Genomic DNA, 19,393 nt, shown 5'->3' on the forward strand with positions numbered 1-19,393 from the left:
AAGACTTTCAAAATCCTTGCAGAGCGTTATCGAAATAGAGGGAAAAGACTTGGCTTAAGGTTCAATTTGATTGCAGGTATTTATAATTTAGAACTGAGTAAAAAGTGAGTTATGAAAGAAGTCTATTATCAATATATTTTTCATTATCTTTCAAAGCTTTCTTTTCAATTCCATAAGTTTCAAAACCAAATTTTTTATAGAGATGAACAGCTGCCTTGTTATCATCTGCAACAGAAAGTAAAATTTGTTCAACATGCTTTTTACTATATTCTACAACTGAAGTAAGTAGCCGAGTAGCAACGCCTTTCTTTTGAAATTGAGGCTCAATAAACACGCTTGTTAAATATCCTTTATGAGAAGATTTTGCTGAAATTTGTTTTGTAAATGTGGCTAAACCTATAATTTCATCTTTATGATATACACCAAATACGGTTGAATTTGATAAACAAGCTTCAAAAAAAATTAAGGGTTTCTCCACCTCAGCCGAGTATGTAGATCCAAACATTTCTGGCGCTTTTTCTAAAGCTGATAATCTGATAGTTCTGAAATCTTTAAGCTCATTTTTACTTAAAATTTTAATTTCGATATTTAACATGTACTTATATTTTAAAAAATTTAACATGATTTAACTTTAGCATAAAACACTTATCAAAATTTTTAGAAACTGTAATTCAACCACTCATTCAAACTTGTTTAAATTAATAAGCTTTTTTTACGAGATAGTCTTCACTCTAAGGGCCATACTTCATCTAATTTTTCTTTATTAATTCGCTCTGCATCAGCTCGTTCTAAATTATTTATCTCCCTAAACGATAAATAGGTGTAGGTCAATATCCCCCAAAACCGCTTTGTCCATTATGACGAACATAGTAGTTATCAAATTCACTACTTTCCACGAATTGAAAACCATGACGACTATAAAATCGATTTGAAGCACTCTCTTTTAGAGCCCCTACTTTCAATGACAAGCCAATTGCATCCACCTCCATGAAGATATGACGAAGGACTACAGAACCTATGCCCATACCTTGTGCACCTGGTTTAATATAGAGATGGTCAAGTAACATTCCATCGATATAAGGTTTAACAACCACGAAGCCTACTCTCTCACCAAAAGCTTCTATATAACGAGTAAACTCAGGAGTAAAGCCTTCTCGAAAACGCTCTCGGACACGTATGGGATCAAAGCGACCAAGACGCTCAAGGCTTTCAGACATTGCTTCAATTCGAATAGCGACAAGCGCTTCGAAGTCAGTAAATTGAGTTTTAACAAGTGTAACAGCGCTCTTGTTTAGCGAATATAATTTAAGATCAGACAATTACTCTTTATCCCAATGTTTTAAAAAATTATACAAAATAAAAAATTTAACTCTCACTTAAGCGCTTTACTCTTCGAATCATTCGAAGTACTACAATCATTGTATTTCGCAACAGTATCAATGATCCATAATGTGATTTCTTTACCCTGCCCTGACTCTCATTTTAAGAGTTTAGGGCAAGGCCTTATCTAAAAATTATACCACTCGGCTTCCTAAGATTACTTACAAAATAAAAATGTTGAGATTAAGCATACTAGGCTATATTAGGTATATCGGTCTACCTAATTTCAAATATGAAAAATAAATCTGCTAAACAAAAAATCTTAGATGCAGCATCTACATTGTTTTATAACAATGGGATTGCTAATACAGGAATAAATACAATTACTGATAGGGCTGGTGTTGCGAAAATGTCACTGTACAACAACTTCCCAACTAAATCCGCTCTAATCTCGTCATACATTCAAACTAGACATCAGGAATGGCTTGGTCTATATGAAAAAAGGAATGCTCAAGCTAAATCACCTCTTGAAAGCATTTTAGCTGTTTTTGATGCATATCAAGATCATGCTGAGTTTGCTTATGAAAAAGGTTTTAGAGGATGTGGATTATTAAATGCAGCTGCTGAATTTCCTGCTAATAGTGATGAGAGATGGGCCATAAAATTACATAAAGATGAAATTGAAAATATTATTTTAAATCAACTCTCACTGCTTATTTCAGATCATGGAAAAGCTCACGAAATAGCATTAATGTTTTCTTTTATTTTAGAGGGTTCTATTGCTAGAGCTGGTTTAGAAGGATCTAGTCAAAAAATAATATCAGCCAAAAACATTGTAATTAGTATTTTAAAACAAGAGCTCGCTCCATGAGTCACTCAATTTCTAATCCTTCTAGTTATGGTTTTATTGCTGTTCTTTCAGCGGCATTTCTTTGGGGAACTACAGGTACAATAGCTACATTTGCTCCAAATCTCAGTCCTCTCGCGATTGGCGCAGCAGCTATGGGTGGTGGTGGCCTTTTACAAGCAATTTTAGCTCGAAAAAGCATTAAAAATAACATAGCTCAGATAAATTCCAATTTAGTCATCCTTGCTATAGGTGTCATTTCTGTTTTCATTTATCCATTAGCATTTTATTCTTCAATGCATTTGGCGGGAATTACAATCGGGACAGTAGTCTCGATTGGCACAGCACCCCTATTTACAGCCCTTTTAGAAAGATTCTTTGATCATAAAAAGCTTTCGATTAAATGGTTTATTTGTTTTATATTGGGTATTAGTGGTGTAATTTTATTATCACTTGGAGAGAGTCATTCATCAATTTCATCAGAACAGATCCAAAATAACGGTCAAATTCTAGGAATATTTTTAGGAGCACTGGCAGGACTTACCTATGCTTTATATTCTTGGATTGCAAAAAAACTCATAGACAGAGGTATAGATTCAAAAGCATCAATGGGCTTAATATTTGGTATTGGATCTCTATTTTTATTGCCTACTTTATTTTTTACCGGTGGAAATTTGTTTGATGAAAATATAAATATTTATGTTGTTGGTTATATGATGCTCATTCCAATGTTTTTAGGTTATGTATTATTTGGATATGGATTAAAAACTGTTCCAGCAAGTAAAGCCATTACCTTAACGTTATTTGAGCCATTAGTTGCTGCAGTGTTAGCTATTGCTCTAGTTGGGGAAGAATTAGCACCAATTGGTTGGATCGGCATGATTTTTATTTCATTGTGCTTAGCCCTTCTTTCTAAAACTAAGTAGCCCTCACTCAGAGACCCATGCTTCACTCAAACTTTATGCATCAGCTGCTTTTGCCACTGCGTGATATACTGTAAAGCAACTTTCGAGAATATCACTATGAGCAATACTAAACTCAGTAATGCCACTTCATTTACAGAATCCCCTAACCCAATCTCCTTCACCCTTATTCTCCTCATTCGGATTGTAATCTTGTGCCATTTGAGAAAGCAGACCTTGTGCTAAAATTCGCGCCAAAGTCAGGGTTAAACTCTTGTGCAAATTTATAAGTGCGGCAAATCAATTTACTTTTCTACAATATAGCCTCTAAAGCTTATATACACGTACTGTTCAAGCAACCAGTCCGCGGTTCATGTAGATTTCCGTTTCTCTCAAAACATCTCATAGATGCTTTTGGCATAGTTGATAGGTTCCCTTATAAATATAGTAAAATTCAATCAAGCAATCAGATCAGCAAGATAAAGCTCTTGTTTTTTTAACTGAATGATTTGAAATTGAATCAGCGCAAGTAAATACTGGCAAGCAATTGATAGATATGCAATAAACAACACAGGAATGCATAGCAACATGAGTAATAAATTCGAATTCCAAATCCGTGTATATATCGAAGATACAGATGCTGGCGGTATCGTATACCATGCCAATCATATCCGCTTTATGGAACGTGCACGGACAGAATGGCTACGTGCATCCGGTATTGACCACTATTGGCATCAAAAAGATTACAATTTTGTCGTGCATAAAATTGCATTGAAATATTCTCGCCCTATACTCATGGACGATCTTATTACTGTTACAGCAAGTGTAGTTTCATGTAAAGCTTCGTCATTTGTGTTGCAACAGAATATATATCGTGGTGAAATCATGCTTGCTTCTGGCGAGGTGGAATTGGCATGTTTAAGTACAGATATGAAACCTCGTAGAATTCCTGACGAAATCCGTGATTTAATTCTTCGAGAATTAGCTCACGAATAAAAAATACTTTTGGCACATGTAACTATGGCAACACAACTAGAATCTTCTTTACACATCTCTGATTTAATTTTACAAGCGAGCCCTGTGGTTCAATTGGTGATGCTAATCTTAGTACTCGCATCTGTTTTTAGTTGGTATTTGATTGCCAAGTTGCATATGGGCTATAAGAAAGCACATCAAGGCGATGAGCACTTCCAAAAAATCTTCTGGTCTGGTGCTGAACTCAATACCTTATATAACAATGCTCAGCTTAATTCTAAGCGAAGCGGTTTAGAAGATATTTTCTATCAAGGTTTAAGTGAGTTTTTAAAACTTAAAAAACGTCATGCTGAAACTGCATCGATGATTGAAGGTACTGAACGTATCTTGCGTGTAGGACTCAGTCGTGACCAAGGCCGTTTAGAGCAAGGCTTAAGCTCTCTCGCCAGTATCGGTTCTGTCGCACCTTATATTGGTTTATTTGGTACTGTTTGGGGCATTATGAGTGCATTCATTGGCTTAGCTCAGGTTGAACAAGTTACCTTAGCCACTGTTGCACCAGGTATTGCTGAAGCATTGATTGCAACTGCGATTGGTTTATTTGCTGCAATACCAGCAGTACTAGCATTTAACCATTACACTGCAAAAGGCGAAGAAATTTATTCAGATCGTGCATTATTTGCAGAAGAAATGGTGGCGCTATTACAACGTCAGTCTGTGGGAACTACACAGGAAGATGAATAATGACAATCCAACGTTCTGGACGTTTTGAGCGCGTCAAAAAGCCTTTAAAAAGTGATATGAATGTCGTTCCCTATATCGACGTCATGTTGGTTTTATTGGTTATTTTTATGGTGACAGCACCCATGATTACCACGGGTGTTAAAGTTGATCTACCTCAAGCAAACAATAATCCGATTCAATCTGAAGACCGACCAGCCATCGTGACTTTAGAAGCAGATGGTACGATTAAACTTGAAGACAAAAACCATAAAAATGAGGTTTTAACTTTAGATGAGTTAAAAACAGTACTTACAGAAAATCAGCAACAGGCTCAAGCAAATAACAAGCAATTGAGTGTCTTGATCAATGGTAGTGAATCACGCCCTTATGGTGAAGTCATGAAACTCATGTCTACACTGCAAGATGCTGGTTTAAGCCAAGTGGGTTTACTGACAGAGTCTGTAAAGTAAGTTATGAAAAATATTCAAAAGCCACAATCTAAAGAAAAAGCGATTGCACTTGGATTTACCTTAGGTATTCATGTGGTGGCGATTACTGGCTTACTTTTTCTCGGTTTAAGTCAACCACCTGAGCCACCCAAGCAAATTAAAACCGTTTTAATTAAGCCTGAAGATTTACCACCGCCTGAACCCAAGCCTTTAGTAGAAACTGATGCCACTGAAACGGCAGATAGCAAGGTTGCAGAAAATACTCAGCAAACAACGGAACCCGATCAAACTGCACCAGAAATTCCAACTGAAGCAAATAACACACCAGATACCAAGGCGATAGAGGCACAAAAAGCTGCCGAACAGGCCAAGGCAGCCGCATTAGAACAGCAATTGGCTATGGCAGCGGCTAAAGCAGCACAAGAAAAAGCCTTAAAACTTTCTCAAGCTCAAGCAGATGCTGCGGAAAAAGCCAAACAAGAGGCAGCTGAAAAAGTAAAGCAGGCTAAAAATGCTGCTGAGAAAGCTAAGGCAGAAGCTGAAGCAAGATCTAAAGCAGATGCAGCAGCTAAGGCCAAGCAAGAGGCGCTTCAAAAAGCCAAAGCGGATGCTGCGGAAAAAGCCAGACTTGCAAGACTCAATACCGAAGCAAAAAGCAAAGCAGAAGCTGCTGAAAAAGTCAGAAAAGAAGCCGCAGATAAGGCCCAACAAGCCAAAGCCGATGCTGCTGCAAAAGCCAAGGCAGATGCTAATGCAAAAGCCAAAGCAGACGCTGCTGAAAAAGCCAGAGCGGATGCTAATGCAAAAGCTAAAGCAGATGCTGCAGCAAAAGCCAAAGCAGACGCTGCTGCAAAGGCTAAAGCGGATGCTAATGCAAAAGCCAAAGCGGACGCTGCTGCAAAGGCTAAAGCAGATGCTGCTGCAAAAGCCAAAGCGGATGCTAATGCAAAAGCCAAGGCAGATGCCGCGGCAAAAGCCAAAGCGGATGCGGACGCAAAACGTAAAGCTGATCTAGCACGCGAATTAGATGAAGAAAAAGCCTCTGCTGCTGAAAAAGCCAAAGAAGCTGCTGCAAATAAAAAGGCAGAAGCGAGAAAAGTTGCATCTTCTGCGAAAAAGGACTTTGAAAGTAAAGTTCGGAATGCTTGGCGTATGCCTGCTGGCTCAACAGGTCAAAAGGCTACAGCTCGTGTCACACTAACGGATAGCGGTTCTGTGGCCTCAATCATTGTCAATGCATCAGACCCAGATGTAAAAGCAAGTGTGGAACAAGCAGTTCGCAATGCTGCACCTTTCCCAATGCCATCTGATCCAGATGCACGACGTGAAGCGCGAAGTTTTAGTGCAAATTTTACTGTGAAATAATCTTAAAATTACACCCTGCCTTGGCAGGGTGTAATTTAATGCAAGAACAATCACTCGGAAAATCAAATGCGAGTTAACCCCATATTTGTAGCAATTTCATTATTTTTTCCAACCGCGTTATTATTTGCAAAAAATATCGAGCAAGAAAAAATACTTGAAGTAAATACGCAACAACACCCACCTTCTGCGTCATACGAAAAAAAACCGTCTGTACCAACAACGGAAGCATTACTTCTACAAAGTCAAATGGCTCAGCAGATAAATACCGCTAGAGTCAATCGTATTGTTAAAAAGTTGAGAAATTTAACAATCATCCAAGAAAATGCCGATGTTATTATTTACTTAGATGACAGTGGGAATGTAAAAGATATTTTAATCACAGAACAGGACAGCGAAACGTTTTCAAACGCAATCAAAACGGCGATTCAGCAAACAGCACCTTTTGAAATGTCTAAACAGTCATCGCTCAATCAATTATTAAAAGTGATTCGCACCAAATTCCGTGTTGAATAAGTCTCTATTGAACACGAAATAATATATTTTAATGGCAGTAACAACGACATTGTTCTCAAATCTATAAAAAAGTAATTTTTAAAACTGCGCCATTTACAACACCCAAAGATCAAGCCGAAATTCATTGGTGTAATAAATTTGAATTTAATTTTTTTAGTAAATCTGTTCAATGATAATCTTTTGTTCACAATTACATGCTTTATATAGATTAAAATCATGTCTTTGTGCTACAAAGCTAAGCATAGTTAAAAATTGATATTTGAGTACATGAAGTCCAATGAAAATCATGCCTAAACATCTATTAGGATTCGCAATTATTGTTGCATTTAGTCCAGCATTGATCACCGCATCATATGCACAATTGCAATTAGAAATTGCCAAAGCACCTGAATCTGCACCTAAAATTGCCATCATTCCATTTAGTAATGATCAATCTATCTACCCTATTGTTGAACAAGATTTAAACCGCTCTGGGCGCTTTACCAGTTCATCAAAAAATCTTCCTGCAACTGCAAACATAAACAATATAAATGCAGAAGCATGGAAAGCGGCTGGGGTTCCTTATGTGGTTTTAGGTGACTCTAAAACCAATGCAGATGGTTCATTGGCAGTACATTACCAACTCTATGATGTTGAAAAGCAAAAATTCCTATTAAATGAATTGCTCTCAATCCCAGCATCACGTGTACGTTCTGCGGCACATATGATCAGTGACGCAATTTATCAAGCGCTTACAGGGATTCAAGGCGACTTCACAGGACGTATTGCTTATGTGTTACGTAACCCTGCAACACCAGATACCCGTTATACCTTACAAATTGCAGATACCGATGGTGAGCAACCTAAAACGGTATTAAGTTCAAGAGATCCTATTCTCTCACCTGCTTGGACGCCAGATGCGAAAAAAATTGCATATGTTTCATTTGAAACCAAGCGCCCTGCTATTTATATCCAAGATTTAGCCACAGGTGCACGTGAAAAACTCGCTGCATTTCGCGGTTTAAACGGTGCACCAAGTTTCTCTCCTGATGGGAAATCAATGCTGTTTACTGCGTCAATGCATGGAAATCCTGAAGTTTATCAAATGGATTTAGATTCACGTCAAGTGAAGCGCATGACCAACGATAGCGCAATTGACACAGAAGCACGTTATGCTCCAGATGGAAAATCATTTATTTTCACATCTGACCGTGGTGGATCAGCACAAATTTACCGTTATAGTTTTGATGATGGCTCGACCAAGCGTTTAACTTTCCGTGGTGCATTTAATGCACGTGGTACATTAAGTGCCGATGGTAAATATGTGGCATTGGTACACCGCCCTTCTGGTAGTAATTACAAAGTTGCCATTCAGGAAATTTCTACAGGTATCACCAATATTTTGACACCAACAAGTTTAGATGAATCACCAAGCTTTTCTCCAAATGGGCAAATGGTGGTTTATGCAACACGTGAGGGTAATCGTGGCTTATTGGCAATCATGTCTACAGATGGTCGCTTCCGCATGAACTTACCAAGTGAACAAGGTGAAGTACGTGAACCGGCTTGGGCCCCTAAATAATTTAATCAAGATGTAAATCACTTATTTAAAATTGAAATACCGGAGATCAACATGAAGTCAATTCAATATCTAGCTTTACCCTTATTAGCAGCAAGCTTGGTGATGACAGGTTGTGCAAGCCGTAAACCTGCTGCCACTGTAGAATCAGGAACCAATCCAAATAGTGCAACGACAGTAAATACCAGTGGTTTAAGTGAAGATGCTGCTTTAAATGCACAAAACTTAAATGGTGCTTCATCTAAAGGCGTGACTGAAGCCAATAAAGCATTTTTAGCAAAACGTGTGGTACATTTTGATTATGACAGTAGTGATCTTTCCAATGATGACTACCAAACACTACAAGCACATGCGCAGTTCTTGATTGCCAATGCCAACTCTAAAGTGGCATTAACAGGTCATACAGATGAACGTGGTACGCGTGAGTACAACATGGCTTTAGGTGAGCGTCGTGCTAAAGCCGTTGAAAGCTACCTGATCACCAATGGTGTTAAAGCAAACCAATTAGAAGCGGTAAGCTACGGTAAAGAAATGCCAATCAATGCTGGTCATGATGAAGCTGCTTGGAAAGAAAACCGCCGTGTTGAAATCAACTACGAAGCCGTTCCTCCTCTTTTAAAATAATGCCAAAGTTGCATTATTAAAATAGACCATAAAAAAATGCCCAATTCAATTGGGCATTTTTACCAGAAATTCTTCTCATTCAGCGCTTTTCCATTTCAAGATAAAGTCTTGATTTAGTAAAGTAAAATAAGAAACTGCTTAGAATGTTCAATGGTAATTTATATTAATAACGCCATTTCTTGAGTATTTGCTCATTAAATAACGCAATAAACCTTTCCTCTACCCATTCATCTACTTCATCTGGATGTGCTTCAGCAAAAAACTCAGACTGCACTAAAATCAGACAACCTTTAATATAGTCATCCACACAGTCCAATATTTTACTTAAATAAGGCGAGTTTTAACATCCCACTCCACTTCACCAATTTTATTAAACGGAATGATAATGTCTGTTTTGTGATCAATTTCTATCATGAAGCGTTATTGTTCGGAATGAATATGAAATAAATAGAAAAAAGCGCTCATATAGTAATGAACGCTTTTTATTGATTAAGCCTTTGACTCGTCTGGCTTGGGGCTTTGCATAGATTCAATCATGTCATGCTTATTGAATTCTTTGAATTCAGGCTTAGCTTCGTAATTCTTCCATGCTTCTTTCACTTTTTCAGCACTAATATCTTTTAAATCAATGCTTTCATTTGGAGTCGGAGTCGCTTCAAACTTTGTCGTTGTCATGTCAGTGCTCCTTTACGCTATTGTACGTATATTCAACATAACACTTTCTAAAATACTTTCAAGGGTAATTTCACGACAAATAACACAGGATAATTTCTATTTTGTGCTGAACTCATCTAAAATAGCCTCCATTATTTGGTTTGTAAAAATTTATCGCTTTTGGAGCACCTCTGATATGTCATATCGCACCCTATCCCAATATTTAGAACAACAACAAGGGAACTTAACACCTGAACTTGCCAATGTGATTGAAACAATTGCCAATACCTGTAAAACCATCGATCAGGCTTTACAAAAAGGTGCTTTAGCTGGTGTCTTGGGAAGTGCGCAACATGAAAATGTACAAGGTGAAGAGCAAAAAAAACTTGATGTGATTTCAAATGATTATTTGATTGATGCTTTAAAAGCCAATCCAAATGTAGGTGGACTCGCATCTGAAGAATTAGATGAATTTACCCCAGCTCAAGAAAATGGTAAATATTTGGTTTTATTTGATCCATTAGATGGTTCAAGCAATATTGACATTAATATGTGTGTAGGAACAATTTTTTCTATCCTTCCTGCTCAAAATGCCGTAACACAAGCTGAAGACTTCATGCAAGCAGGGATTCAACAAGTTTCAGCAGGTTATGTGCTTTATGGCCCATCGACAATGATGGCTTTGACCGTTGGCGCGGGTGTTGTATTCTTCACTTACGACCCTGAAGAAAAGCAATTCTTGCTCACTTCTGAAAATATTCAAGTTGCTGCGGATACCAAAGAGTTTGCGATTAACTCATCAAACCATCGTCATTGGGAAGCGCCTGTAAAACGTTATATCGATGAACTACAAGCGGGTAAAACATCTATACGTGAAAAAGATTTCAATATGCGTTGGGTGGCGTGTATGGTGGGTGATATTCATCGTATTTTATGTCGTAGCGGTATTTTCTTATATCCATACGATACTAAAGATCCTAAAAAAGCAGGTCGTTTACGTTTAATGTATGAAGCTAACCCAATGAGTATGTTAATGGAACAAGCTGGCGGCGCATCGACTACAGGTCGTACACGTATTTTAGAGATTCAACCGACTGAGTTACATCAACGTGTTCCTGTTATCATTGGTTCTAAGAATGAAGTTGAGCTTGTTACCAGCTACCACAACTAATTCTTCTCTCTTTTCTTACTCTCTATTTAGGGAGTAACGCCAGCTAGGGTCTGTTGCAATTTCTTTATAGAATGATCACAGACCCTACTTAATTTTTTGGACGTACTCTCCCATGCCTACAATTTTCCTTGAATCAAAAGACAATCCCAAAATTAAACACCTTAGAGGTTTAATTGAACAAAACACTTACCGTAAAAAACAAGGACAAACTGTACTTGAGGGAACGCACCTTACGCTTGCATGGTTAGAAAAAGGTCGAAAGATTAATTCAATTTTCACCACTGAACATGCCTTAGAACATGAAGATTTAGGCAGCATCCTTGACCAATATCAAGGTATCGTGTTTGTGGTCGGTGAATCTTTATACAAAGATTTAAGTACCCTTGGAACCAGCCTTGCATGTCTAGCCATTGTGGATTTACCAAGTTCAACTCAGGCACTGAATTTTACTGAAGACACGCTAATTCTTGAAAATGTCCAAGATCCAGGCAATGTTGGTACATTACTTAGATCAGCGGCCGCTGCGGGTATTGAACAAATTGTCTGTACCAAAGGTTCTGCATCTTTATGGTCACCACGAGTATTACGTGCTGGTATGGGGGCGCATTTTTCATTACACACATATGAAAACGTGATCCTTGAAGACCTGCTCAAGCAATTTAAAATTCCTGTGTATGTCACCAGTTCGCATCAGGCAGAAAGCCTTTACACTAAAAACCTGCGCAAACAATGTGTTTGGATTCTAGGTAACGAAGGTCAAGGCGTTTCAGATTTTGCCCTTAAACGCGCAGAAGCGGTATCTATTCCGCAACCTGGTGGTCAAGAATCCCTCAATGTTGCAGTTGCAGGCTCGATTTGTTTCTTTGAAATGGTTAGACAACGACTATAAGGTTAATTTATTTTAAATATTGCCCGTTATTGGAAAAAATCATTTAAACTGAAAAAAATAATTGATTTACATGTCAACCCAAACCATTTTTTTAACGTTATAGAGATATGAATTTAAAATAATGGTGGGTACCCATGACGGGATTTTCCATCTCTATGGACTTAGCACCAAAGAAGTCACAGTCTGAAACAGCAAGTGCTCAAACGAGTACGAGCGAGCAGCGCCTGCGTTTTTTCATGCAGGACGTGACGGGTCGTGCCCTAGTGATGATGGAAAATGCAACCCAAGGTCACAATGGGATTGCGATGGATTTGGTACAGGAAGCATTTATTTCCTTACATAAATCTTATGCTGAGAAATCTACCGAAGAATGGTATCCACTGTTCTATACAATTTTAAATAACAAATTACAAGATTGGCGACGCAAAGAAGCACGACGCGCTTCTCCATTTTCGTTATTTCGAAAAATTGATTTAGATTCTGATGATGAAGAGGCCATGGAAATTGTGGATGAATCCACACCTAATCCACTTCAATTTCTAGATCAAGATGTCACCGTTGAGGAAATTCAAGAAGCCATTAGCCGCCTCCCTGTACGCCAGCAACAAGCATTTATGTTACGCGCTTGGGAAGGATTTGATACTCAAACCACTGCATCTATTATGAATTGTACAGAAGGTAGTGTAAAAACCCATTATCACAGAGCTATTCAAGGACTAAGAACTTCGCTCTCACATTTAAATCCGTATGGAGGTTCATCACATGAATAATGATGATTTCACCAAACAAGTGACGGCAAAACTGGATGAAGCTGCACGTAATCACCGTAATAAAGCAGTGGTGATGAACAATGTGCTTGATCATATCCAAGATAAACAAACCTCACGTTTTGGTCACTGGAAAATGACTGGCTTTGCGCTTGCAGCGGCAATTACTGGTTTTGTTGTGATTCCCAATGCTTTTGATGTATCACCAGAATCGCAAACTCCGCAACAAGTGGTGATTAGCCCTAAACTTTCACCTCAAATGATGGAAGATTTAGATATGTTGTCTGTATTTGGTGAGGATAAAAATTCTCATGGCAGCTAGAAAATTAGCTTTGGCATTTTGTGCTATTGGTTTTCTACAAACAAGTTTTGCTGGATTTGAACGTTTTTGGATTTTTTCTAAAGATGCGAACAGTCAAGTCAATGAAACATGGGATGCCCTTTCTGAGGACGAACAAAAAGCACTAATTAAACGCTATCAAAATTTAAAAGAAATTCCGACTGATCAAAGTGCAGCACTGCAACAACGCATGGATTGGTTTACGCAACTTCCTGAACAAGAAAAGCAAAAAATGCGTGAAGTCTGGCAGCAAATGAGCACCGCTGAACGCAACGAAATGCGCAAAAAAATGCAAAAAGCATCAACATCTGATGAGCGCAATGAAATTCGTGAACAATATATGGTGAAATATCAACAGAATATCACGGGTTCACATTAAGCATATTTTAAATTTTATTCATTGCCAGTTATTTAACTGGCTTTTTATCTTCAAACTCAACATCGTCAAAATCCAAACACACCATTACTGACAATTCTCCTCTCTCATAATTTTAAAATTAAAATGCTGAATTTCTAATTTTCATGCATAAAAAAACCTGCACAAGGCAGGTTTTTCATCACTTAAATTCGAAAACGAATTACAAGCTATAGTACATATCAAATTCAACTGGGTGAGTCGTCGTATTTAAACGACGTACATCTTCAGTTTTAAGCTCGATGTATGCATCCAACATTTCTTTTGTGAATACACCACCTTTAAGAAGGAACTCATGATCCGCTTCAAGTGCTTCAAGTGCCATATCTAGGCTATGCGCAACTGTTGGGATTTTAGCTTCTTCTTCAGGAGGAAGATCATATAAGTTTTTATCAGCTGCTTCACCTGGGTGGATCTTGTTTTGAATACCATCAAGACCAGCCATCAATAATGCTGCAAAACCTAAGTATGGGTTCATCATTGGATCAGGGAAACGCGCTTCAATACGTTTACCTTTAGGGCTAGAAACGTATGGGATACGAATCGAAGCAGAACGGTTACGTGCAGAATAAGCAAGCATAATTGGCGCTTCGAAATGAGGAACCAAACGCTTATACGAGTTAGTAGAAGGGTTTGTGATCGCATTCAATGCACGCGCATGCTTGATGATACCACCGATGAAGTAAAGCGCCATTTCTGAAAGACCAGCGTATTCATCACCAGCAAACAAGTTCTTGCCATCTTTAGAGATAGACATGTGAACATGCATACCTGAACCGTTATCACCAACCATAGGCTTAGGCATAAACGTCGCTGTTTTCGCATATTGATGCGCAACGTTCCATACAGCATATTTGAACTGTTGAACTTCGTCAGCTTTACGAACCATCGTATTGAAGCTTACACCAATTTCTAATTGGCAAGATGCAACTTCATGATGGTGCACTTCTACACGACCAGGGCCCATGATGTCTTCGATACGTGCACACATTTCAGCACGCATATCTTGTGAAGAATCTACTGGAGGAACTGGGAAATAACCACCTTTAACACGAGGACGGTGACCAGAGTTACCTGCTTCGTAGTCTTTACCTGTAGACCAAGCAGCTTCTTCAGCGATTAATGTATGGCGAGCACCAGACATATCGATGTCCCATTTAACTTCGTCAAAAACGAAGAATTCTGGTTCTGGACCAAAGAATGCAGTATCACCAATACCTGTTGATTTTAGGTATTCTTCCGCACGACGAGCAATCGAACGTGGATCACGGTCATAACCTTGACCAGTAGATGGTTCAATAACATCACAAGTAACGACGATGGTTGCTTCAGCAAAGAACGGGTCAAGGAAAGCAGTTTCAGGATCTGGACGTAAAATCATGTCAGATGCTTCAATGCCTTTCCAACCAGCAATTGAAGAACCATCAAACATTTTACCATCTTCAAAAGTATCTTCATCGATAGTGTCTGATGGGTAGCTTACGTGCTGCTCTTTACCCTTAGTATCAGTAAAGCGAAAATCGACCCATTTTGCGCCACTTTCTTGTATGAGTTGAAGGACCTTGTTCGCCATGCTCATTTTGCTCCAATGAATTTTTGTTGCACTTGTGAAGTGCGTGTTAGTAGTTGGTATTTATATAGCAAGTAGCATACCAACTTTTAAAATAATTGCTAAAATATTGAATTTCTTATCAGAAAATAAGCTTAGCAACGATTAAATTCCATCTATTATACTGAGTGCAAATAGAATTGCACCATATTCAAACACACTTCTCATTTTAAAATTATTACGCACAATTTTAACGCACTATTTTTGTGCAAACTGAATAAAATGTTTTATCTTGGTGCTTATATTACGCGAACAACACTTTTTATCGACTATTTTTTAAGATGATGGCAATTTTTTATTTCAAAAGCATTAAAATAAGGCGTATTCAGTCTGTGTACGCCTTTAACATTGTTCTATACAACCCTTAATAAAGTAACGTAATTTTATAATCTACGATCTACTATATCGACAATTAGCCAAATTCGACTTCAGCTCTTGCAATAAGCGCTTCAACCATGACCAATACATCATCTTTTTTTCTGGCGTCTACTGCAAAAATTGGCATGGTCAATTGATTTAATTGCATCCAATCTTTATAAGGTTTTAATAGATGCTGCGGATTTTCATCTATATGGGTCACACCAACCACAATATTATTGAGATGTTCTTTAAAACGTTGAAAGTAAAATTTTAAATCTTCAAGTGCATCTTTTTGCGTATGGTCAATCAATACGACCGCTCCGATTGCACCTTTACATATCACTGACCAAACAAAATCAAAGCGATCCTGCCCTGGTGTTCCATATAATCCAACAATAACACCTTCATCTAATTTAATTTCACCATAGTCAATCCCGACAGTGGTCAATGCCTTACTGTGTGCTTGCTCATCTGTATTTTGTGCTTCTGTAGATAAGACTGAAATTTCAGATAATGATTTGATTGCTTCTGTTTTACCAGCGCCCATTTTACCGCCAAAAACAATTTTATACTTTTGTAAGATCACATCATCACCTATTTTTAAACTTATCACTGCATCATATAAACTGACTATGCATTTATTTATCGTGTCAGTTTAAACAAACTTGATTTAAGGGTTAATTTTTACAAGCCTTATTTGATTTGCATGTTTTTTACATACTTAAAGCCCTAATTTTTTCCTTAACTTACCAAAAAACCCACGTAAAATGCCTGAAGATTGTTTTTCCTCAGTGAGCAATTTTGCATCTTCAATCGCTATTTTTTTCAGTGAATTGGTCAACATGCCAATTGAAACAAATTTAGCGACTTGTTCTTTGCTATAACCTGTTTTCTGAGCCACTTGGGAAACACTTGCTCCCAATTCAAAACACGCTGCAATTTTAAAAACCATTTGCCGTTCATTTTGATGATTCGGTTGCGGCCAATCTAGCAGTTTATAGCAATCGTTAGAACTGATTGGAATATTGACATCATCTGAATACCACAATAAATTCCACACCCAAGATCTAAGTTCTATACCTTGAAAAGTGCTGACAGACTGTGCCATTTGCATAGTTGCATAAGTAAAATTTAAAGAAACATCCGTTCCCTGCACTTTTCGTAACGGGTCTATCCAAACTTGCTGTGTGCGAATATTAACTAATGCGATGTTGCCTTTTGAGTCGAATACTTGAACATTGCCATTTCGTTCATTAAAAAGCTCAGGAACCACCTTGGTTAAATCGGCTTTTTTAGAAATCTGATTGACAATATTGACGGTTTTATCACTGACAGGTACATGTAAATAGCGATCTTTAAACCATTTTCGAATTTCATCTGAGGGAGAAAAAGGTAAATATAATTTATCTCCTTCTATTTGCCCTGATTTTTCATTCTTATTGACCAGACGCAAATAAGGGACTTTTTTAACACCAACCAAATTTTGAATTGTAGGTGAACTAAAAAACATATCATTCACAAGAAGAATATCTAAATGAGGGTCAGCAATATTCGCCCAACTTACTTGAAGTGAGTCATCATACATAGATCGTATTTTCTGCTTAATTGCATCGAGCACATTTAAACTCAAACCGAATATAGCGATTTTTACTTCTTCTTTCATTTAGCCCCCATGGCCTCATATATAATGTGAACAGTTTATCATTTTTATAGAAAAATAAAATATAAAACACTATATTTGCTGTAAAAAAATTGTACAAATTTAATATACTATTAAGCGCATAAAATACAAGAATAGTTATTAAAAAAATCCTCAAGTAAAATTTAACCTAGACAACACAAACAACATATATAATTATATTTCAATAACTTAATTTAAAATTAAGCTAAATCAGTGATATTTTAGCTTAGAAATAATGCCAATCAAATTTAATAAAACTAAATGTTTTATTTAAAAATATTAATAACATTTGTATATTAATATCGATAACATGAATAAATCAATTTTAACTTGATCAGTTAATCTTATATTCTCATGCATCAAATAGATCTTTTTAGCGTGTATTGGTTTGCCTTTTACTCTACGCTCATCATTCTTATGACCCAAGTATTATAAAAAATTCAGAAAATAAAACAAAAAATCCCAGTAATGAACAAAAGTACGATTAACCAGGCATTAAAAACAATGGGCCTAAATTGCACTGCTCATGACTTCCGCGCCATAGCATCCATGATTTGGCATGAAAAAAATTACAGTTCAGAATGGATTGAAATGCAACTAGCCCATGTTGATAAAAACATTGTACGCTGTACATATAACCATGCTCAAAATTTAGATGAGAGAAGAAAAATGATTCAAGACTGGTCTGATATCGTTGATAGTTGGTAAATTTAAGATGAAATTTATTATTTTTCTTGTTATTGGAATACTTGTTTTTTTGTTATATGACAGTTTCTCTACTTCTCTACAAGATCTAGAATCAATTCCACGATAAATTCAGAGAGTAAAATAAATATATGCGGTACTTTTTTAGGTGTAAAAACCATAAATGCTCGATTTAAGGAAGACTACTTTGCTTTTAAAAATGATGAAAATAAAGTTGAGGCATTTAATATTTTTCCACAATTTGATCTTCATAATAAAATTAAAAATAACGAAATAATTAAAAATGGAGACAAGGTTTGCTTTCAATATGCATACGTTCATACTTATATGGATTCGATTAAAATAATAACAAGTGTAGAGAAGATAAAATGAAAATTAAGAATGAACGCAAATGTGTTCAAACTATGAAATTCCCACCAGAGATGCCCTCGCCTAACTTGATGTCGAAGTTGATCAGTTTACTGTTGCTGCAATCTACGATGATGCTGTAATTAAAGATTCAAAAGTCAGATCATTTTCAATGCTTACGATCAATTCTGACAACCACCCTTTCATGAAGCAATTTCACGCGCCTGACGATGGAAAGCGCTCAATCATAGTCATACCAGAAGAATACCGCAAAGATTGGTTGAATGTTGATAAAGAAAACGCTCATGAATATTTCTTTGAAATGCGTGATGAGTTTGTCACTTTTCCGCGTGATGAAGAAAAACAAAACGTCTTATTCTGACGCACCTTAGGATATATATTTTGAATCACTTACCAAAATTTCCACCAAGCTTTATCAGGCCAATTAGCACAAGGGTTAGGTAATAAACCGTAAATTTTGACAAATTCATCTTCTACAAGTTTTCCATCTTGATTTTCATCTAGATATTTAAATAANTGGCCAATTAGCACAAGGGTTAGGTAATAAACCGTAAATTTTGACAAATTCATCTTCTACAAGTTTTCCATCTTGATTTTCATCTAGATATTTAAATAATTTAATGTTTTTATCTTTGCCTTGAAACCGTCTATCATCTGGCCAAGGATATGGTTCAAAATCTTTAACCTTTAAAAATTCATTAAGTTCAAAAGTACCATTTTTATTTGAATCATAGATTTTATAAAATTTCTCCCAGTCTAATGAAGTCGGATCACAGGCATGACTGAAGCTTGAAAGTGCGCTACAACTGAGAATCAGAATACAGATTATTTTTTTCATTTGTTTTATCCCATCTTTAATTAGCTTTGATTATATAGACAAAGTGATTTAGAAAAAATCATTTAAAGAAAGCCATTTAGAGTTATTCAATGTAATAGATAGCAAAACATCAATAGCGACTTTATTTTAAAACAAAAGCAGTGGTGAACTACTATTTTTTATTACATTAAAGTATTGACTAATACTGTCTGTTTTTTTGTTGGTTTTTTATTCCAAAATTATTCCTAGAAATAAAGCCCTATTTAAAAGCCTTATTCTTCACATCATTCAAAGCACTCCACTTATTGTACATAGTAGTTACTTAATTATCATTCTTAAA

The 19,393-nt window shown here is 36.8% G+C and carries 22 protein-coding genes and 4 pseudogenes; 17 read left to right on the forward strand and 9 right to left on the reverse strand.

Features of this window, described 5'->3' with window-relative positions:
- Window positions 1-108: pseudogene (locus tag ASC84_RS19220) on the forward strand (IS5/IS1182 family transposase); the annotation flags it as partial.
- A 1-nt stretch (window position 109) separates the two neighbouring features.
- Here the strand turns inward: ASC84_RS19220 and ASC84_RS19225 are convergent.
- Together ASC84_RS19225 and ASC84_RS19230 are read right to left on the reverse strand one after the other, a co-directional pair.
- Window positions 110-595 (reverse strand): GNAT family N-acetyltransferase, encoded by a 486-nt coding sequence (locus tag ASC84_RS19225; protein ID WP_056517989.1) that lies wholly within the window; start codon window positions 593-595, stop codon window positions 110-112.
- Between the two features lie 232 nt (window positions 596-827).
- On the reverse strand, window positions 828-1,319 hold the full coding sequence (locus tag ASC84_RS19230; RefSeq protein WP_056517650.1) for a GNAT family N-acetyltransferase: 492 nt from the start codon (window positions 1,317-1,319) through the stop codon (window positions 828-830).
- A 293-nt stretch (window positions 1,320-1,612) separates the two neighbouring features.
- Here ASC84_RS19230 and ASC84_RS19235 point away from each other — a divergent pair, with 293 nt between their 5' ends.
- The 9 genes from ASC84_RS19235 (at window position 1,613) to pal (ending at window position 9,276) form a co-directional block, all read left to right on the forward strand.
- Complete coding sequence (locus ASC84_RS19235) at window positions 1,613-2,191, forward strand: TetR/AcrR family transcriptional regulator (protein ID WP_056517657.1); 579 nt, start codon at window positions 1,613-1,615, stop codon at window positions 2,189-2,191.
- Window positions 2,188-3,093, forward strand: a complete 906-nt coding sequence (locus ASC84_RS19240; RefSeq protein WP_056517658.1) for a DMT family transporter — start codon at window positions 2,188-2,190, stop codon at window positions 3,091-3,093. Before ASC84_RS19235 ends, ASC84_RS19240 begins: the two co-directional genes overlap by 4 nt.
- A gap of 564 nt (window positions 3,094-3,657) precedes the next feature.
- The gene (gene ybgC, locus ASC84_RS19245) at window positions 3,658-4,065 is read left to right on the forward strand and encodes a tol-pal system-associated acyl-CoA thioesterase (protein WP_004724526.1); all 408 of its coding nucleotides are present in this window, start codon (window positions 3,658-3,660) and stop codon (window positions 4,063-4,065) included.
- A gap of 24 nt (window positions 4,066-4,089) precedes the next feature.
- Window positions 4,090-4,788 (forward strand): protein TolQ, encoded by a 699-nt coding sequence (tolQ, locus tag ASC84_RS19250; RefSeq protein WP_004724528.1) that lies wholly within the window; start codon window positions 4,090-4,092, stop codon window positions 4,786-4,788.
- The gene (tolR, locus tag ASC84_RS19255; protein WP_004724530.1) at window positions 4,788-5,237 is read left to right on the forward strand and encodes a protein TolR; all 450 of its coding nucleotides are present in this window, start codon (window positions 4,788-4,790) and stop codon (window positions 5,235-5,237) included. Before tolQ ends, tolR begins: the two co-directional genes overlap by 1 nt.
- A 3-nt stretch (window positions 5,238-5,240) precedes the next feature.
- The gene (gene tolA / locus ASC84_RS19260; RefSeq protein ID WP_056517660.1) at window positions 5,241-6,581 is read left to right on the forward strand and encodes a cell envelope integrity protein TolA; all 1,341 of its coding nucleotides are present in this window, start codon (window positions 5,241-5,243) and stop codon (window positions 6,579-6,581) included.
- A gap of 66 nt (window positions 6,582-6,647) precedes the next feature.
- Complete coding sequence (locus ASC84_RS19265; RefSeq protein WP_056517668.1) at window positions 6,648-7,094, forward strand: hypothetical protein; 447 nt, start codon at window positions 6,648-6,650, stop codon at window positions 7,092-7,094.
- Window positions 7,095-7,371: 277 nt separating this feature from the next.
- Window positions 7,372-8,655, forward strand: a complete 1,284-nt coding sequence (gene tolB, locus ASC84_RS19270) for a Tol-Pal system beta propeller repeat protein TolB (RefSeq protein ID WP_056517670.1) — start codon at window positions 7,372-7,374, stop codon at window positions 8,653-8,655.
- 51 nt (window positions 8,656-8,706) lie between these two features.
- Window positions 8,707-9,276, forward strand: coding sequence for a peptidoglycan-associated lipoprotein Pal (gene pal, locus ASC84_RS19275; RefSeq protein WP_004822680.1), 570 nt, complete (start codon window positions 8,707-8,709; stop codon window positions 9,274-9,276).
- A 163-nt stretch (window positions 9,277-9,439) separates the two neighbouring features.
- On the opposite strand, the gene ASC84_RS23405 is transcribed toward pal, so the two are convergent.
- Complete coding sequence (locus ASC84_RS23405) at window positions 9,440-9,583, reverse strand: hypothetical protein (protein ID WP_227515179.1); 144 nt, start codon at window positions 9,581-9,583, stop codon at window positions 9,440-9,442.
- A gap of 182 nt (window positions 9,584-9,765) precedes the next feature.
- Entirely contained in the window at window positions 9,766-9,951 is a 186-nt protein-coding gene (locus ASC84_RS19280) for an NF038105 family protein (protein ID WP_004724542.1), read from the reverse strand.
- A 175-nt stretch (window positions 9,952-10,126) separates the two neighbouring features.
- On the opposite strand from ASC84_RS19280, the gene ASC84_RS19285 reads away from it, so the two are divergent.
- The 5 genes from ASC84_RS19285 to ASC84_RS19305 all read left to right on the forward strand — a co-directional run bounded on the left by ASC84_RS19285 (window position 10,127) and on the right by ASC84_RS19305 (window position 13,476).
- Window positions 10,127-11,101 carry a class 1 fructose-bisphosphatase gene (locus tag ASC84_RS19285; protein ID WP_056517672.1) on the forward strand — a complete coding sequence of 325 codons (975 nt, stop codon included), beginning with the start codon at window positions 10,127-10,129 and terminating at the stop codon, window positions 11,099-11,101.
- A 112-nt stretch (window positions 11,102-11,213) separates the two neighbouring features.
- The gene (locus tag ASC84_RS19290; protein ID WP_056517677.1) at window positions 11,214-11,990 is read left to right on the forward strand and encodes an RNA methyltransferase; all 777 of its coding nucleotides are present in this window, start codon (window positions 11,214-11,216) and stop codon (window positions 11,988-11,990) included.
- Between the two features lie 155 nt (window positions 11,991-12,145).
- Window positions 12,146-12,760 (forward strand): RNA polymerase sigma factor, encoded by a 615-nt coding sequence (locus ASC84_RS19295; RefSeq protein WP_016539489.1) that lies wholly within the window; start codon window positions 12,146-12,148, stop codon window positions 12,758-12,760.
- Complete coding sequence (locus ASC84_RS19300; RefSeq protein ID WP_004724551.1) at window positions 12,753-13,079, forward strand: hypothetical protein; 327 nt, start codon at window positions 12,753-12,755, stop codon at window positions 13,077-13,079. The genes ASC84_RS19295 and ASC84_RS19300 overlap by 8 nt, the downstream gene beginning before the upstream one ends.
- Window positions 13,069-13,476, forward strand: a complete 408-nt coding sequence (locus ASC84_RS19305; RefSeq protein ID WP_004724554.1) for a DUF3106 domain-containing protein — start codon at window positions 13,069-13,071, stop codon at window positions 13,474-13,476. The genes ASC84_RS19300 and ASC84_RS19305 overlap by 11 nt, the downstream gene beginning before the upstream one ends.
- A 199-nt stretch (window positions 13,477-13,675) precedes the next feature.
- Here the strand turns inward: ASC84_RS19305 and glnA are convergent, their stop codons facing one another.
- The 3 genes from glnA to ASC84_RS19320 all read right to left on the reverse strand — a co-directional run bounded on the left by glnA (window position 13,676) and on the right by ASC84_RS19320 (window position 17,144).
- Window positions 13,676-15,091: a type I glutamate--ammonia ligase gene (gene glnA, locus ASC84_RS19310; protein WP_016539490.1), complete on the reverse strand. Its 1,416-nt coding sequence runs from the start codon at window positions 15,089-15,091 to the stop codon at window positions 13,676-13,678.
- A gap of 442 nt (window positions 15,092-15,533) precedes the next feature.
- Entirely contained in the window at window positions 15,534-16,067 is a 534-nt protein-coding gene (locus tag ASC84_RS19315; RefSeq protein WP_056517680.1) for an ATP/GTP-binding protein, read from the reverse strand.
- Between the two features lie 135 nt (window positions 16,068-16,202).
- Window positions 16,203-17,144: a hypothetical protein gene (locus ASC84_RS19320; RefSeq protein ID WP_056517684.1), complete on the reverse strand. Its 942-nt coding sequence runs from the start codon at window positions 17,142-17,144 to the stop codon at window positions 16,203-16,205.
- A gap of 486 nt (window positions 17,145-17,630) precedes the next feature.
- Here ASC84_RS19320 and ASC84_RS19325 point away from each other — a divergent pair, with 486 nt between their 5' ends.
- Window positions 17,631-17,870, forward strand: coding sequence for an integrase (locus ASC84_RS19325; RefSeq protein WP_227515180.1), 240 nt, complete (start codon window positions 17,631-17,633; stop codon window positions 17,868-17,870).
- A gap of 448 nt (window positions 17,871-18,318) precedes the next feature.
- Window positions 18,319-18,597, forward strand: a pseudogene (locus ASC84_RS22530) (SOS response-associated peptidase); the annotation flags it as partial.
- A 29-nt stretch (window positions 18,598-18,626) separates the two neighbouring features.
- Here the strand turns inward: ASC84_RS22530 and ASC84_RS23580 are convergent.
- Both ASC84_RS23580 and ASC84_RS19335 read right to left on the reverse strand, forming a co-directional pair.
- Window positions 18,627-18,752 (reverse strand): annotated as a pseudogene (locus tag ASC84_RS23580) (EF-hand domain-containing protein); the annotation flags it as partial.
- Window position 18,753: 1 nt separating this feature from the next.
- A pseudogene (locus ASC84_RS19335) lies at window positions 18,754-19,074 on the reverse strand (EF-hand domain-containing protein); the annotation flags it as partial.
- Window positions 19,075-19,393 lie beyond the last annotated feature (319 nt).

This window comes from Acinetobacter sp. Root1280 (assembly GCF_001425285.1).
In the GTDB taxonomy this organism is placed as follows: Bacteria; Pseudomonadota; Gammaproteobacteria; order Pseudomonadales; family Moraxellaceae; genus Acinetobacter; species Acinetobacter guillouiae.